The organism is Nocardia higoensis NBRC 100133, assembly GCF_000308595.1.
Taxonomy (GTDB): Bacteria; Actinomycetota; Actinomycetes; order Mycobacteriales; family Mycobacteriaceae; genus Nocardia; species Nocardia higoensis.
The window spans coordinates 1-15,750 of sequence record NZ_BAGA01000005.1 but is presented as its reverse complement, the minus strand read 5'-3'; the positions used below and the strand labels follow the sequence as shown (position 1 = coordinate 15,750).

16 protein-coding genes are annotated in these 15,750 nt (G+C 69.1%); 5 read left to right on the top strand and 11 right to left on the bottom strand.

Translation table 11 applies throughout. The annotated features are described in order from the left end of the window. From ON26_RS00955 to ON26_RS00905, 11 genes are all read right to left on the bottom strand, one after another. Window positions 1-405 (bottom strand): AMP-binding protein (locus ON26_RS00955; protein ID WP_040794010.1); only part of this gene is annotated, 405 nt, incomplete at its 3' end. Between the two features lie 58 nt (window positions 406-463). Further along, on the bottom strand, window positions 464-874 hold the full coding sequence (locus ON26_RS00950) for a hypothetical protein (protein WP_040794009.1): 411 nt from the start codon (window positions 872-874) through the stop codon (window positions 464-466). Between the two features lies 1 nt (window position 875). After that, window positions 876-1,955 carry a phosphotransferase family protein gene (locus tag ON26_RS00945; RefSeq protein ID WP_306307232.1) on the bottom strand — a complete coding sequence of 360 codons (1,080 nt, stop codon included), beginning with the start codon at window positions 1,953-1,955 and terminating at the stop codon, window positions 876-878. Window positions 1,956-1,989: 34 nt separating this feature from the next. After that, on the bottom strand, window positions 1,990-2,790 hold the full coding sequence (locus ON26_RS00940; RefSeq protein WP_040794007.1) for an SDR family NAD(P)-dependent oxidoreductase: 801 nt from the start codon (window positions 2,788-2,790) through the stop codon (window positions 1,990-1,992). Then, the gene (locus ON26_RS00935) at window positions 2,787-3,929 is read right to left on the bottom strand and encodes an acyl-CoA dehydrogenase family protein (protein ID WP_040794006.1); all 1,143 of its coding nucleotides are present in this window, start codon (window positions 3,927-3,929) and stop codon (window positions 2,787-2,789) included. Before ON26_RS00935 ends, ON26_RS00940 begins: the two co-directional genes overlap by 4 nt. Before the next feature lie 2 nt (window positions 3,930-3,931). Beyond that, window positions 3,932-6,070, bottom strand: coding sequence for a 3-hydroxyacyl-CoA dehydrogenase NAD-binding domain-containing protein (locus tag ON26_RS00930; RefSeq protein ID WP_040794012.1), 2,139 nt, complete (start codon window positions 6,068-6,070; stop codon window positions 3,932-3,934). A 65-nt stretch (window positions 6,071-6,135) separates the two neighbouring features. After that, complete coding sequence (locus tag ON26_RS00925; protein WP_040794005.1) at window positions 6,136-7,347, bottom strand: acetyl-CoA C-acetyltransferase; 1,212 nt, start codon at window positions 7,345-7,347, stop codon at window positions 6,136-6,138. Window positions 7,348-7,426: 79 nt separating this feature from the next. After that, on the bottom strand, window positions 7,427-9,001 hold the full coding sequence (locus ON26_RS00920) for an AMP-binding protein (protein WP_051026460.1): 1,575 nt from the start codon (window positions 8,999-9,001) through the stop codon (window positions 7,427-7,429). A gap of 51 nt (window positions 9,002-9,052) precedes the next feature. Continuing rightward, window positions 9,053-10,042, bottom strand: coding sequence for a DUF7064 domain-containing protein (locus tag ON26_RS00915; protein ID WP_040794004.1), 990 nt, complete (start codon window positions 10,040-10,042; stop codon window positions 9,053-9,055). Window positions 10,043-10,099: 57 nt separating this feature from the next. Then, window positions 10,100-10,957 (bottom strand): enoyl-CoA hydratase-related protein, encoded by an 858-nt coding sequence (locus tag ON26_RS00910; RefSeq protein ID WP_051026461.1) that lies wholly within the window; start codon window positions 10,955-10,957, stop codon window positions 10,100-10,102. Between the two features lie 14 nt (window positions 10,958-10,971). Further along, window positions 10,972-11,796: an SDR family NAD(P)-dependent oxidoreductase gene (locus ON26_RS00905; protein ID WP_040794002.1), complete on the bottom strand. Its 825-nt coding sequence runs from the start codon at window positions 11,794-11,796 to the stop codon at window positions 10,972-10,974. Window positions 11,797-12,025: 229 nt separating this feature from the next. Here ON26_RS00905 and ON26_RS00900 point away from each other — a divergent pair, with 229 nt between their 5' ends. The 5 genes from ON26_RS00900 to ON26_RS00880 form a co-directional block, all read left to right on the top strand. Further along, window positions 12,026-13,210 carry a lipid-transfer protein gene (locus tag ON26_RS00900; protein WP_040794001.1) on the top strand — a complete coding sequence of 395 codons (1,185 nt, stop codon included), beginning with the start codon at window positions 12,026-12,028 and terminating at the stop codon, window positions 13,208-13,210. After that, window positions 13,210-13,665 (top strand): MaoC family dehydratase N-terminal domain-containing protein, encoded by a 456-nt coding sequence (locus ON26_RS00895; RefSeq protein WP_040794000.1) that lies wholly within the window; start codon window positions 13,210-13,212, stop codon window positions 13,663-13,665. The genes ON26_RS00900 and ON26_RS00895 overlap by 1 nt, the downstream gene beginning before the upstream one ends. Beyond that, on the top strand, window positions 13,662-14,108 hold the full coding sequence (locus ON26_RS00890; protein WP_040793999.1) for a MaoC/PaaZ C-terminal domain-containing protein: 447 nt from the start codon (window positions 13,662-13,664) through the stop codon (window positions 14,106-14,108). The genes ON26_RS00895 and ON26_RS00890 overlap by 4 nt, the downstream gene beginning before the upstream one ends. Window positions 14,109-14,132: 24 nt before the next feature. Continuing rightward, window positions 14,133-15,374 carry a TetR/AcrR family transcriptional regulator gene (locus ON26_RS00885; RefSeq protein ID WP_040793998.1) on the top strand — a complete coding sequence of 414 codons (1,242 nt, stop codon included), beginning with the start codon at window positions 14,133-14,135 and terminating at the stop codon, window positions 15,372-15,374. 52 nt (window positions 15,375-15,426) lie between these two features. After that, window positions 15,427-15,750 (top strand): SDR family oxidoreductase (locus tag ON26_RS00880; protein WP_040793997.1); only part of this gene is annotated, 324 nt, incomplete at its 3' end.

The following is a 15,750-nucleotide window of genomic DNA, read 5'->3' as shown; positions in this document are numbered from 1 at the left end:
CCGCAGACGCGATTCGCTGCCGTCGCGGATGACCGACGCGGTGATGCCGGGGACGGCCGCGGTCAGCGCCTGCGCGTAGTCCTCGTGGACCACGGCCAGGCGGCAACCCGCGTCCTCGGCGATGTATTTCCATTCCTGCGGCGCCAGACGGAAGTTGAGCGGCACCGGCACCACACCGGCCCGCGACGCGCCGAAGTACAGCGCGATCATCTCCAGCGAATTGCGGTCGAGCAGGCAGAAGCGTTCGCCGGGCCGGAGCGTACCCGCCAGCCAGTTGCCGACCCGGTGAGTCCAGCGGCGCATCTCGTCCCAGGTGAGACTGCGGCTGCCGTCGGTCAGATAGATCTCGTCCGGGAAGCGGTCGGCCCAATGGTCCAGTAGTTCGTGGACGCGCATGTCCACCATCCTCCGATAGTCGAAGAGCCGGGCCGCCCATCGGGCGACCCGGCTCCGGGTGATCAGGTCAGCCGGGCAGCCCGGCGCGAAGGCCTACGGAGATCTGCTCCGCGACATCGGCTTCCGAGAACGCGAGCACGGCGTCGACGAGCCCGGCGCGGGGAGCGCCGTCGCGATAGGCCGCGCGCAGGACCTCGGACACTTCCCGCCGGCGGCCGCGCAGGGCGTCGACGTCGGCGCCGGGGGCGGTGACCGGTGCGAGCCCGAGGCCCCCCGCCAGCTCCTCGGTGCGGTCACAGACCCGCGCGAGCCGTTCGCGGTCCCACGCGACCCGCTGGGTGAGGTTGTCCAGTTGCTCGAGCACCGCGGCCAGTTCCTGGCGCGCGGTGCCCTCGGGCAGCGCGGGCGCGACGCGGTGGCCGAGCGTGTCCTTGATCGTGTTCAGCAGGCCGGTGAGGTCGGTCGAGTAGACGGTCATGTCAGTGTCCCCATTCTCCGTCGCGGAGCATCTTCGTCAGCCAGCCGACGCTGTAGTAGACGCTGTGGGCCATGTTCGAGTACCGCAGTTCGTCGCGGTCCCCGCGCTTGTAGACATCCACGGCCTGCAGACAGCCCACGGCGGTCTTGACCAGGGATTGCACCGACCACCAGGTGACCGCCTCGGGGCTCGGCCGCCAGCCGCCCGCCCGCTCGTACTCGTCGAGGAACGGCTCGAGCTCGATCAGCTTGCACAACAGCGGCGAGCGGCCGCGTGAGGTGCGCTGGGCGAACCACGCGATATCGGCCACGGGATCGGAGAAGTGCGCCGTCTCCCAGTCCAGCACGCCGGAGATGGATCCGTCCTCGATCACCAGATTGCCGATCCGGAAATCGTTGTGCACCAGGCTCACCCGGCCGGAGACCGCGTCGGCGCGGTGGTCGAGCCAGGCGCAGGCCAGGTCGAGCACGGGAATCGGGATGTCGGCGACCTCGCGGTATGCGTGAGCCCATTTGCCGTTCTCGATCCGGCCGGTGTCGGCGCCGTCGGGCACCGGCCCGAGCATGTCCAGCCCCATCGAGGCCGGATCTGCGCTGTGCAGGCGGGCCATCTCCCTGGCGACCTGCCTGCCGAGATCCGCGCGCACGGCGGCGTCGGGGATCAGGCGGGAGACGGTGTTCGGCATCGGGATGATGCCCGGCACCTTCTCCATCACGAAGAATCCGCGCTCGCCGTCGCGTTCGCCGCGGTGCGCGAGCACGGCCGGTACCCGCATTCCGGCTCGGTCGGCGGCCTGCAGCAGCGCGACCTCACGGTCCACGTCGTAGTCGCCGGTGATGCCGCTGACCGGCTGGCGTTTGACCGCGTAGGTCGCGGTGCGCCGGTCGGCGGCTCCGGTCCACTCGGCGGTGACCAGGTAGGTCTCCCAGGAGTTGCCCTCCCCGCGCTGGTCGATGTCGATCAAGCGCAGTGTCCCGTCCGCGGACAGGGCGCTGTCCAGCGATGCGGTCAGCTCGGCGAAGAAATCGTCGTGCTCGGTTGCGGTGGCGCCGGAGGCGCCCGGGGTGTCTGTCTCGGCCACGGTCGTCACGGAAGCCTCACTCGTGTCTCGGTCGTCAGAAAATCGTCGGGTTCGGGCCGCCGCCGTCGACGACCAACCGCTGCCCGGTCACGTAGCCGGAATCCGGCGAGACCAGGAACGCCACCGTGCCCGCGACGTCCTCCGGGCGGCACACCCGCCCGAACGGCGAGTCGGCGTCGAGATCGCCGATGTCGGCGCCACGCGCCGCGGAGACGAGTCGTTTACCCATCTCCGTGGCTATGAGACCGGGCGCGACGATATTGGCGTGGATGCCGTAGCGGCGCTCCTCGCGCGCGATGGTGCGCACGCAGGTCTCCATCGCCGCCTTCGCCATGGTGTAGGGCGCGGAGTTCGCCGGCGCGGACAGCGTGGTGTTGGACGAGATCATCACGATGTCGCCGCGACCCGCCTCCCCCGCGGCGGCCTTGCGCATGTCCGGAAGCGCCTGCTGGATGAGCGCGATCGGGCCGAAGGCGTGCACCTGCATCAGCTGCAGGTAATCGGCCTGCGGCGTCGAGGCGACATCCTGACCGCGACTGGCCGAGCCGGCATTGCTGACGATCAGATCCACCGGACCCAGATCGGCCCGGATAGCGGTCACCATCTCCGCGACCGCCGCCGTGTCGTCGATCGAAGCGCAGTAGGCCGCCGCGCGACCGCCCGCCGCGACGATCTGCTCGACCACCTCGTCGGCGGCCGCCGCGTCACGCCGGTAGTTCACAGCCACGGCGGCGCCGTCGCGGGCCAGGCGCAGCGCGACCGCGCGGCCGACGCCGCGCGAACCGCCGGTGACGAGCGCGGTCCGCCCGACGAGCGGCCCCGGTGCGCCGCTCATCCTGCCACCACCGCGCGGCCGACGAGATCCTTCATCACTTCGTTCGCTCCTCCGTAGATCCGCTGGATGCGCGCGTCGCGCCACATCCGCGCGATGGGGTATTCCTCCATGTAGCCGTAGCCGCCGAACAGCTGCAGCGACCGGTCGAGCACGTTCCATTGCAGTTCGGTCGCTTTGTATTTGGCGCCCGCGGCGTCGGCGGCGGACAGTTCGCCGCGGTTGAGCGCGGCGACGCAGCCGTCGACGTAGTGCCGCAGGATCTGTACCTCGGTATGCATGTCGGCCAGCGACATCCGCACCGACTGCAGATCGGCCAGCGGCGCGCCGAAGGCGATCCGCGAACGGACGTGGTCGAGCGCCAGGCTCAGGGCGTGTTCGGCCGAGGCCACCGCCGACACCGCGATGGACAGCCGCTCGCGCGGCAGGTTCGCGATGGCCGAGCCGAACCCGCGGCCCGGCTCGCCGATGATGTTCGAGACGGGCACGCGGCAGTCGGTGAAGACGAGCTCGGCGGTGTCCTGTGCCTTGCGGCCGATCTTGTGCATCGGTCGTCCGCGTTCGAATCCGGGGGTGCCGTACTCCACGGCGACGAGCGAGGTGCCGCGCCCGTCGCGTTCTCCGGTGCGCACCAGCACGATCGCCAGGTCGCAGGTCGCGCCGCTGGTGATGAATGTCTTGGTGCCGTCGAGGACCAGATGATCGCCATCGCGGACCGCGCTGGTCCGGATCGAGGCGAGATCGGAGCCCGCGCCGGGCTCGGTCATGCCCAGCGCGGTGACGCACTCACCGCGGGTGAACTTCGGCAGCCAGCGCTGCTTCTGTTCGTCGGTCGCGAGGTCGCGCAGATACGGCACGATGATGTCGTTCTGCATGCTGAAGGTGTCACCGGCCATGCCGGAGCGCACGACTTCCTCGGCCATGACGGCGTTGTAGCGGAAGTCCGCGATGCCGAGTCCGCCGTACTCGGCATCGAATTCGAAACCGAGGAAACCGGATTCGGCCGCCGTGGTGATGAAGTCACGGTCGACGGTGCCCGCCTGCTCCCACTTCTCGACATTGGGCACGGCCTCGCGGTCGAGCAGCGCGCGGAACGCGGACCGGAACGCCTCGTGTTCGGCGGTGTAGATGTCCCTGCGCACGCTCACTCCCCTGTCAGCGAGGCCGGCGGGGTGAACCGCGCGCCGTACCGGTCGGCCAGCTCCTGTGCGCGCCGCACGAAAGCGGCGGTGCCACCGGGGTATCCGGCGACGAACTGACTGGTTCCGCCGGTCCAGGTGGGGAAGCCGATGCCGAGCAGCGAGCCGACATTGGCGTCGGCGGTCGAGCGCAGAATGCCGTCGTCGTGGCAGCGCACGGTCTCGAGCACCTCGGCGAAGAGCAGTCGATCGCGCAGATCGGCGAGATCGGCCCGCTGTTCGGCACGCGGGAACCGCTCGGCCAGACCGGACCACACGCCCGCCCGCTTGCCGTCGACGTAGTCGTAGAAGCCGGCGCCGGCCACCCGGCTCGGCCTGCCCAGCTCCTCGACCATCGCGGTGAGCACCGCGTCGCCGGGGTGAGCGGCCAGCTCGGCGCCGTTCTGCGCCGCGACCTCGCGGAACTGGCCGCGGATCTTCAGCGGCAGCGACAGCGTCAGCTCGTCGAGCAGCGCGAGGGTGCCCACCGGGTAACCGGCCTGCAGCGAGGCCTGCTCGATCGAATGCGGATCGACGCCCTCGCCGATCATCGCCGCGGCCTCGACGAGGCGCTGCAGGATGACCCGGCTGGTGAAGAAGCCCCGGCCGTCACCGACCACGATCGGGGTCCTGCGCATCTGCAGCGCGATGTCGAAGGCCTTGGCCAGGGTGGCGTCGCTGGTCTTGTCGCCGACGATGATCTCGATCAGTTCCATGCGGTCGACCGGCGAGAAGAAGTGCAGGCCGATGAAATCCTCGGGGCGGGGCAGATCGCGCGCGAGGTCGGTGATCGGCAGGGTGGAGGTGTTGGAGGCGAGCACCGCGTCGGGGGCCACCACGTCGAGCACCTCGGCGAAGACCGTGCGCTTGAGGTCGGGGTCCTCGAACACGGCCTCGATCACCAGGTCGGCGCCGGCGAGGTCCTGCACCGACGCGGTGGGGGTGATGCGGTCGAGGATCGCGTCGGCGTCCTCGCGTGTGCGAGTGCCCTTGTCCACCTGCTTGCCCAAGACCTTGCGGGAGTAGTCCTTCCCCCGTTCGGCGGCGGCGAGATCGACATCCTTGAGCGCCACCTTCATCCCGACGAGCGCGCAGGACAGGGCCACGCCCGCGCCCATCATGCCCGCGCCGAGCACGGCGACGAAGCTCGCGCGGTGAGTGGGGAAATCCTTCGGGCGGCTGGCGCCGGACTTGATGACCTGCTTGTCGAAGAAGGTGCCCTGGATGATGTTCTTCGCGACCGGGCCGGTGACCAGCTCGACGAAGTAGCGGGTCTCGATGGCGGAGGCGGTGTCGAAGTCGACCTGGGTGCCCTCGACAGCCGCGCTGAGGATGTTCGCCGGGGCGGGCATCGGCGCACCCTTGTACCGCGCGCGCAGCATGGCGGCGCGCATGGGCAGCACGGCCTCGATCGACGGCGAGTACGCGGTGCCGCCCGGGATCGGCTCCTTGCGGTCCCACGGCTGGGTGGCGCCCGGGTTGGCCGAGATCCATGCCAGGGCGGCGGGAATCAGCGCATCGGCAGTGGGCACGACGCGGTCGATGAGCCCGAGTTCGAGGGCGTCGGCGACCCGATACGCGGTGCCGGGCAGCAGCACCTTGTCCAGCGCGGTGTCCAGGCCGAGCAGCCGGACGGTGCGCACCACACCGCCGCCGCCGGGCAGCAGACCGAGAGTGACCTCGGGCAGGCCGATCCGGATCGCCGGTGCGTCCACGGCGATGCGATGGTGGCAGGCGAGCGCGATCTCCAGTCCGCCGCCGAGGGCGCTGCCGCCGAGGGCGGCGACGACGGGGACGCCGAGGGTTTCGAGTCGGCGCAGCATCGCCTTGGCGCCGTCGGCGAAGGCGGTCAGTTCCCCCGCCTGCTCGGGAGCGGTGGCGAGCAGGTCACCGAGATCGCCGCCGGCGAAGAAGGTCTTCTTGGCCGAGGTGAGGATCACGCCGGTCAGATCCGATCCGAGTGCCGCGAGCCGGTCCAGGGCGGCGGCGAAGGACGCGGACCAGGCCGCGGTCATGGTGTTGACCGACTGTGTCGGGTCGTCGAAAGTCAGGACGACCACACCGGACTCGGTCTGTTCCCAGGTGATGGTTTCGGTGGTGGTCACGGCGCCGGCCTCGCTCACGCTCTCGTCGGAATTCTGGGGTTGGGTTGTCTGGGTCACGGGCTCGCTCACACCCGCTCGATGATCGTGGCGATGCCCATGCCGCCGCCGACGCACAGCGTGATCAGGCCGCGGCGCTGGTCACGGCGCTCGAGCTCGTCGATGACGGTCGAGATCAGCATCGCGCCGGTCGCGCCGAGCGGATGGCCCATGGCGATCGCGCCGCCGTTCACATTGACCTTCTCGTGCGGGAGGTCGAGGTCCTTCATGAAACGCAGGACGACCGAGGAGAACGCCTCGTTGATCTCGAACAGGTCGATGTCGTCGACGCTCAGCCCGGCGACCTCGAGTGCCTTGCGGCTGGCCGGAGCAGGGCCGGTCAGCATGATCGTGGGATCCGAGCCGCTCACCGCGCCGGCGACGATGCGGGCGCGCGGGGTCAGGCCCAGTTCCTTGCCGATCGCCTCGTTGCCGATCGCCACCAGGGCGGCGCCGTCGACGATGCCCGAGGAGTTGCCACCGGTGTGCACGTGGTCGATGCGGTCCACCCAGTGGTACTTCTGCAGCGCGACGGCGTCGAAACCGGCCTGCGCGCCGAGCGCGGCGAACGCGGGCTTGATCTTGCCCAGCGATTCGAGGGTGGTGCCGCGGCGGATGTGCTCGTCGTGGTCGAGGATCGTCTGACCGTTGCGGTCGAGCACCGGCACGATCGAGCGCGCGAAGCGACCCTCGTCCCAGGCGGCCGCGGCCCGGCGCTGCGATTCGACCGCGAACGCGTCGACGTCCTCACGGGTGAAGCCCTCCAGGGTGGCGATCAGATCGGCGCCGATACCCTGCGGGACGAATCCGGTGGTGAGGTTGGTTTCCGGGTCGTTGGCCCACGCGCCGCCGTCGGATCCCATCGGCACCCGTGACATGGACTCCACGCCGCCGGCCAGCACCAGCGACTCCCAGCCGGAGGCCACCTTCTGCGAGGCGGTGTTGACCGCTTCGAGGCCCGAGGCGCAGAACCGGTTCAGCTGCACACCCGCCACGGTCTCGGGCAGTCCGGCGGCGATGGCCGCGGTGCGCGCGATGTCGGCGCCCTGGTCGCGCAGCGGGCTGACCACGCCGAGGATCAGGTCGTCGACGCGCTTGGGATCCAGGCTCGGGTTGCGATCCTGCAGCGCGCGCAGCAGGCCGACGGCGAGCGAGATCGGCTTGACACCGTGCAGGGCTCCGCCCCTGCCGCGACCTCGCGGGGTGCGGAAGGCGTCGTACACAAACACGTCGTGAGGCATTTCTTGTCCTGTTCTCGGTGATCGCCGCGCGGCGTGGGGCGGCGCAGGCTGGAGGTGGAGCAGTCGGCAAGCGAGGCGGTCAGCTGCCGGCGCTCGGCGTGGGATCGTCCGCGGCGTGCCAGTAGGCGTCGCGCAGCGGCTTCTTGTAGAGCTTTCCGGTGGGCAGCCGGGGCATATCGTCGATGAAGTCGAACGATTTGGGGCACTTGAACTTCGCGAGGTTGTCGCGGCAGAACGCGTCCAGTTCGGCGGTCAGCTCCGCGCCCGCCGCGGCGGGGTCGACGGCCTGGATCACGGCCTTGACGGCCTCGCCGAAATCCTCGTCGGGGACGCCGAAGACCGCGGCGTCGAGAACCTTCGGGTGCGTGACGAGCAGGTTCTCGATCTCCTGCGGGTAGATGTTCACCCCGCCGGAGATGATGACGAACGCCTGGCGGTCGGTGAGATACAGAAAGCCGTCCTCGTCGAGGTAGCCGATGTCGCCGATCTTGGACATCGTCCCGGTGGCGTCCTTGGCCTCGGCGGTCTTGGCGGGGTCGTTGAAGTACTCGAAGCCGCTGCCCTCACCGCGGAACCAGATGGTGCCTGCGACGCCGGGCGGGCATTCGTTGCCGTCCTCGTCGAGGATCACCGGCTCGCCCATGAACGGCCTGCCGACCGTACCCTTGTGCGCCAGCCATTCTTCGGGAGTGCATCCGCACATACCGTTGGCCTCGGTGCCGCCGTAGTACTCGTAGATCACCGGACCCCACCAGTCGAGCATGGCCTCCTTGACAGCGACCGGGCACGGCGCGGCGCCGTGCACCACGACCTCGAGCGAGGAGAGGTCGTGGGCGCGCTTGTCCGCTGGCAGTTTGAGCATGCGGGAGAACATCGTCGGGACGACCATCGAGTGCGTGATGCGGTGCTTCTCGACCAGTTCGAGGTACAGCTCGGCGTCGAACTTCTCCATCACGACCACCGTCGCGCCCAGACGCAGGCTGATCGCGACCGTCGACTGGGGGCCCGAGTGGTAGAGCGGGGCGGGCGAGAGGAAGCGCATGCCCTCGCGGAGGTGGAAGAGCTTGCGGCCGAAGTCCTCGATCGCGAGGATCCGGCCCGGATGCGCGTCGGGCAGTGCACGTTTGATCGCCTTGGGCTTGCCGGTGGTGCCGGAGGAGTAGAACATCGGCGTGCCGAGCCGTTCGTCGGGCCCCGGTGCGGCGCCGAACTCGGCGACCGCCGCGCGATAGGACTCGTACGGTCCGGTGAGCGCGGACGAGCCGGGCTCGGCGTCGACCATGAGCCAGCGGCCCACCCGCGGGCACAGTTCGGGTAACTGGTGCGCGACAGCGGATTTCGCCACCGTCGTGATGACGAGCCGGGACTGCGAGTCGTCGATGATGTAGGCGGCCTCGGCCGCCGACAGGAACGAGTTGACCGGGGTGTAGAACAGCCCCGACCGTTCGGCCGCCGACATCGCGACGATCATCTCGAGGTGGTTCTCCATGAACAGCGCTATGTGGTCGCCCGGCGCCAGCCCTTCCGAGCGGAACAGCGCCGCCAGCCGGTTGGCCCGTGCGTCGAGGTCCGCATAGGTGAGGACCTCACCGCTGGGCGCCATCACAATGGCCGGGCGGTCGGGATGTTCTATGGCGTGGCGGCCGGGATACATGGGGGGGTGCTCCTCGAAGATGATGCGTTCGGATGCCGTGGATGGGTCGGCCTACGGGCGGATCGGGCGCAGGAATTCCGCGACCGCCCAACCGCCGTGTCCCTCGGCGAGATCGACGGTCATCTGGCCCATCCGCACGGCGCGGTCCTCGGTGCGCTGGGTGACCGGGACGAAATGGCGAATCGCGCCGTCGACCAGGATCGTGGGCAGCCCCTCCGCGGTGATGATGCCGACATGGCGACCCGAGTACGTCGATTCACCGGCGTAATCGGTGTGCACGATGTACTCGGTGATCGGATGTGCGACACCATCTGTGGTGAGCACGGCGCCCGCGGACACCCGCACCCCGGACTTCTCGTACTCGCCGTAGGCGCTGAAGGCGGTGCCGTCGGCCAGCCAGCCGGCCACCCACTCCCCGGTGTAGGACGCCCACTCGCGCGGGCCCCACGAGTGGTCGCGGAACGAGGTGACCTTGTCGAGCACCCAGGTCCGGCTGCCGACCCGGATGGTGCCCGACAGGTGCCCGAACTGCTCGTAGTGATCGCTCGCGATCGTGGAACTGCCCGGGGTGCAGTCGCCGTCACCGTCGCTGTTGATGACGAACATCGGGCTGGACGCCTCGTAGGTCAGCGAGATCTCGCATTCCTCCGAGGGCGCGTTCTTCAGCGCGATGCGACCGTGCTCGGCCATCAACGAGGGGTGGACGACGCGGGCGACGGTGTTGCGGTACCTGATCTCGGCCTTGCGGGTGGGTTCGGTGAAGGTGATCTCGAGGCCCTGACCGGAGAAGTCGTCGTTCGTCTCGCGCGGAGTGCGCCCGGCCCGGAACGCGATGGCTCCGCCCGGCAGCGTGAGCTGCACCGAAGTCTCGCTGTACCCGAGATTCGGCCGGTTGCCGATCCGGACGAGCCCGCCGAGCTGGGAGATCGGGTCGACGAAGTTGAAGTAGACGCTCTCGTTGAAATTGTGGATACCCGCGAAGTCGTGGGTTCCTTCCGCGTCGGCGCCGTACTTACAGACGGTGAACGGTTCGGTGGTCATGGTGCTCCTCGATGCAGCCTTGTGAGCGGCGGGACGGGCCCGTAAGGGGGATCGGACTCAGAACTTCTGGGCCGGTGACGGATCGAGCGGCGGGAACACCGCGGGGCGGTGCTCAAGGAAGGACATGATTCCTTCGCGCGCGTCCGCCGAGTCGACTCGTCCCGCATAGGTGCGGGATTCGTCGGCGGCCGCGGGCCCGGGATGGGAGTACTGCCAGGCGGAGGCGAGCAACCGCTTGGACAGCGCGACCGAGGTCGGCGAGGTGTCGCGCACGAACTGCTGCGCGTACTCCACGGCCACGGTCATCACCTGGTCGGCGGGGACGACCCTGGTGAGGTAGCCCGCCTCGTAGGCCTCGGCGGCGTCGAACACCCGGCCGGTCAGGACCCAGTCGGTCGCCCGGCCGATCCCGACCAGCCGGGGCAGGAACCACGTCGACGCGCCCTCCGGCACGACGCCACGGCGATTGAACACGAAGCCGAACCGGGCCTTCTCGCTGCCGATGCGGATGTCCATCGCGGCGGCGATCGTCGCCCCGCCGCCGATCGCGTGCCCGTTGAGCGCGGCGATCACCGGCTTCTGCATGGCGAACAGCCGCTCGCTGATCCGGCCGGCGGGTTCGCGGTAGCCGGTGGGGGTGTGTCCCTCGACGTCCTCGGCCAGCGCCTTCGACAGCGTCTCCGGGCCGTCGAGGGCCGCGCCGAGGGAGAAGGCCTCCCCGGCGCCGGTGACGATCACCGCACGTACCTCGGGGTCGCGGTCGGCCCGGTCGAGTGCGCGCAACAGGTCGACGAGCATCGGCACCCGGAACGCGTTACGACGCTGCGGGGCGTCGAGGGTCACCACGGCGATGCCGTCGGACACCTCGTAGGCCACATCCTCGTAGTGCTCGTTCACTACCGGACTCCCGGTCACGGTGGGAGCCTCGATCACAGCCCGCCGCCGCAGACGAGCGTCTCGCCGGTGATGTAGCTCGACTCCGGGCTGCACAGCAGGTACACCGCGCCGGCGGCTTCCTCGACGGTACCCGCCCGGCCGAGCGCGATCTGCTTGGTGGCCGCTTCCATCACCGCGGGATTGACGCCGACCTTGATGTCGCGATCCTCCACCTTGATGGTCTTCTCCTCGGTGGTCACCGAGGTCAGCCGGGTGTTGATCACGCCGTAGGCGACGGCGTTGACGGTGACGTTGTAGCGGCCCCACTCCTTGGCGATGGCCTTGGTCAGACCGACCATGCCCGCCTTGGCCGAGGAGTAGTTCGCCTGGCCCGCATTGCCCTGCAGGCCGGAGGTGGAGGAGATGTTGACGACCTTGCGGCACGGCACGACGCCCGCCTCGCGCTCCCGCTTGACCGCGGCGCTGATGACCGGCTGCGCGGCGCGCAGGATGCGGAACGGGGCGGTGAGATGGACGTCGATGATGTCGTTCCACTGCTGGTCGGTCATCTTCTGGATGACGTTGTCCCAGGTGTAGCCGGCGTTGTTGACGATGATGTCGATGCCGCCGAAGTTGTCCACCGCCGCGGCCACGAACCGATCGGCGAACTCGGGATCGGTCACGCTGCCGACGCAGGCCACCGCCTGACCGCCGAGCGCCTCGATCTCGGCGACGACCTCCTTGGCAGGCTCCGGGTCGAGGTCGTTGATGACGACCTTGGCGCCTTCGGATGCCAGCTTCAGGGCCACCGCGCGGCCGATGCCGCGACCCGAGCCCGAGACCAGCGCAACCTTGTCCTGCAGTTTCTGCACGCTCACGTGCCGCCTCCTTGGGGTTTTGTCCGTCACGCCGCACCACGCCGGGAGAACCGGCGTATACCTGCGTGGACGAGTCTGTGACAGCCGTCACTGGGGTGAATACTAACTTCAGCGATCAGACCCGTCAATAACGAGTTTTCTCAGGCATTATGCGTCGATTGTTAGTCGTGAATATGTATAGTCGCGTTCAGACTTGGCCGTACACACACCCTCGAGCAAGGACAGGCCCATGACTAACGTCTGTATCAGCGGCGTCGGAATGATGCCCTTCACCAAAGCCGGAAAGAGCGAGACCTACGACCGGATGGGCGCCGCGGCGACCATCGCGGCCCTGCAGGACGCGGGCATCGACTACAGCGATGTCCAGCAGGCCTACGTCGGATATGTCTACGGCGACTCCACTTCCGGCCAGAACGCCCTCTACGAGGTCGGCATGACCGGCATCCCGGTGGTGAACGTCAACAACAACTGCTCCACCGGATCGAGCGCCCTGTGGCTGGCGCGCCAGGCCGTCGCCTCGGGCACCGCCGACTGCGTTCTCGCCCTCGGCTTCGAGCAGATGCAACCCGGCGCGTTGGTCAACGCCTACGGCGACCGCCCGAGCCCGACCGCGCGCGGCGAGAACATCGCGATGTCGCGACCCGGCGGCGACGAGCCCGCCCCGATGGCGGCGAAGATGTTCGGCGGCGCCGGCGTGGAGTACATGTCGCGCTACGGCGTGACCTCCGAGATCTTCGGCCGCGTGTCGGTCAAGGCGCGCTCGCACGCGGGCCGCAACCCGCTGGCGGTCTTCCGCGATCCCATCGACCTGGACACCGTGATGGGCTCCAAGCAGATCTGGGGCCCGCTGACCCTGCTGATGTGCTGCCCGCCGACCAACGGCGCCGCCGCCGCGATCGTGTGCAGCGAGGAATTCGCGCGCGCCCGCGGCTTGGACGCGAGCATCCGTGTGAAGGCCCAGTCGCTGGTCACCGATGTGGCAGGCACCTTCGAGACCACCGACATGATGAAGGTGGCCGGCTACGACATGACGGCGAAGGCCGCCGCCGAGGTCTACGAGCAGTCCGGTGTCGATCCGCTGGACATCCCGGTGGTCGAGCTGCACGACTGCTTCAGCACCAACGAGGTCATCACCTACGAGGGCCTGGGCCTCACCCCGGAGGGCACCGCCGAGAAGTTCATCCTCGACGGTGACAACACCTACGGCGGCCGCGTGGTGACCAATCCCTCCGGCGGCCTGCTCTCCAAGGGGCACCCGCTGGGCGCCACCGGCCTGGCGCAGTGCGCCGAACTGGTATGGCAGCTGCGCGGCCAGGCAGGCGATCGCCAGGTCGACGGTGCGCGAATCGCGTTGCAGCACAACCTCGGTCTCGGCGGCGCCTGCGTCGTGACCCTGTACGAGAAGGTGGGCTGATGTCCCTCGATCACGCAATCCTCGATGTGGTGACCCCGCCGCTGATCGCCGATGTCGAACGCGGCCGGATCAAGCAGTTCGCCATTGCGATCGGCGAGGAGAACCCGATCTACCGCGACCGCGACGCCGCGATCGCGGCAGGTCACCCCGACGTGCTCGCCCCGCCGACCTTCCTGTTCGGCCTCGAGCTCGAGAACTCCCCCGTCTTCGCCGATCTCGCCGCGCACGGCGTCGACCTCGGCAACGTGCTGCACGGCGAGCAGCGGTTCCGCTACTTCGCCGACGTCCACGCGGGCGATCGGGTGCAGTTCGACTCCGCCTATGTCGACGCCTACACCAAGGCCGGCGGCGCGCTGGACTTCCTGGTCCGCCGCACCACGGTGACCCGTGACGGTGCGGTCGTGGCCGAGCTCGAGAGCGTCAGCGTCATCAAGAATCCCGGAGGTGCCTCGTGAACTCCCCCGCATCCGTCGTCACCGGATCCGTACCGGAACTGCGCCCGGGAGCCATCACCCGGACCACGCTGGCGCTGTTCGCCGGCGCCTCGGGTGACCACAACCCGATCCACATCGACATCGACTCCGCGCGGTCGTCCGGCATGGACGACGTCTTCGCCCACGGCATGTTGTCGATGGCCTACCTGGGTCGTCTGCTCACCGACTGGGTGCCCCAGAGCCGCATCCTCGAGCTGTCCACCCGATTCACCGCGATCACACCGGTTCTCGCCGAGCCCGTTTTCCGCGCGGAGATCACCGAGATCGAGACGGTCGACGGCGAACAGCGCGCCCACCTGGATCTGACGGCCGTGCTCGCCGACGGAACCAAGACGCTGGCAGGCAAGGCGGTCGTGGCGTGGCCGGACGGCGAAAGCGCACCAGATGCGAAAATGAGGCCATGATCGCGCCGACAGGGAAGAGCTGACATGTCACGACCGACGGCGACGCCGACGAACACTGACACCGACGGGGAGTCGCCTGCGACGTCCACGCGGGGTAGCCAGCGTACCGAGCAGATCGCGCGGGCCGCTGCCCGTCTTTTCCAGGACACGGGATACCAGAACGTCAGTATCGACCAGATCGGCGCCGCCGTCGGCCTGACCGGGCCGGCGGTGTACCGGCACTTCAAGGGCAAGTACGCCATTCTCGTCCGGGCGCTCCAGGGCCAGACCGATATGGTCGCGGAACTGGAAGCGACAGCGGACAGGACGGGTTCGACCCCGCGCGAGCAGCTCGACCTGTTCCTCGAGGGGCTCGGCGACCTGACGGCCAACGGCGACGAGGCGACGCTGTGGCGGCGGGAACGGCGCCACCTGCGCCCGGCCGAGTACGAGCTGTTCCGGGACTACTTCGCCGCCAACCGGGACTACATCGCGTCGAAGATCGTCGCCGCCGATCCCACCATCGACGAACGCAAGGCCGAACTGCTCGGCTTCGCCGTGCTCACGATGTACTCGAACACTCCCGACATCCGCGGTCATCTGTCGCCCGAACGGTTGATGGAAATCCAAGCGGCCCTTGCCAGGACGATCATCGAGTGCCGGCTTCCCGACCCGGCCCCCGATGCCGTCGCGCTGCCGCCGGCTGTGCCACGGCGTCCGGCGGGACGGCGGGAGCGCATCATCGAGGCCTCGACCAGGTTGTTCGAGGAGCGCGGCTTCTACGACGTGCGCATCGACGACATCGCCAAGGCCTCGGAGATGTCGGTGGCCACGCTGTATCAGCACGTGACGGGAAAGGGCCAGGTCCTGCGCGCCATCCTGGAGCGGGGCGCGGAGGGGCTGCTCTACGTGACCGCCGACGCTCTCGCACATGCCAGCACCGCGCGGGAAGTGCTCGACGCGCTCATCCGCACCTACATCAGGCAAGCCCTGGGCGTGCACGGGCGCATCATGCACATTCTCGCCACCGACCTGCTGTACCTGTCCGAGGAAGAACAATCCGCCCTGCGGGAGACCCAGCGTGAGTACGTCGCCGAGTGGGTGCAGGCCATCTGCGAACTCGCCGAGGACCTCACCACGGCCGACGCCCGGGCACTCGCCCAGGCGGTGATCGGCGTCGTCACCGATGTCTCGCAGCTTCCGCAGTTCCGCCAGCGACCCGGAATCGCCGGGGAACTCACCGCCCTGGCCACCGCAATGGTGCTCCCGCAGGGCCTCATTCGGTGACCAGCCGAACGATGACTATCCGAACTTTCCCTCCGAGAAGGGGACACACGCAATGCCACAGAACCGACCGCGCCATGCCGTCGTCGTAGGGGGCGCCTCCGGCATCGGCGCCGCGATCGCACGCGCACTGGCGGCCGACGGCGCGACGGTCACCGTCGCCGACCGCAACAAGGACCAGGCCATCGAGCTCGCCGCGGAACTCGGCGCCGATCACGACGCCGCCCGGGTGGAGGTGACCGACGAGGACTCCGTCCGCGAATTGTTCGAGACGGCCCGCGCCACCCGCGGACGACTCGACATCGCCGTGAACAGCGCGGGAGTCAGCGCCGCGGGGGCGGTCACCGATCTGCCCGTGGAGAAGTTCCGCCGGGTCGTC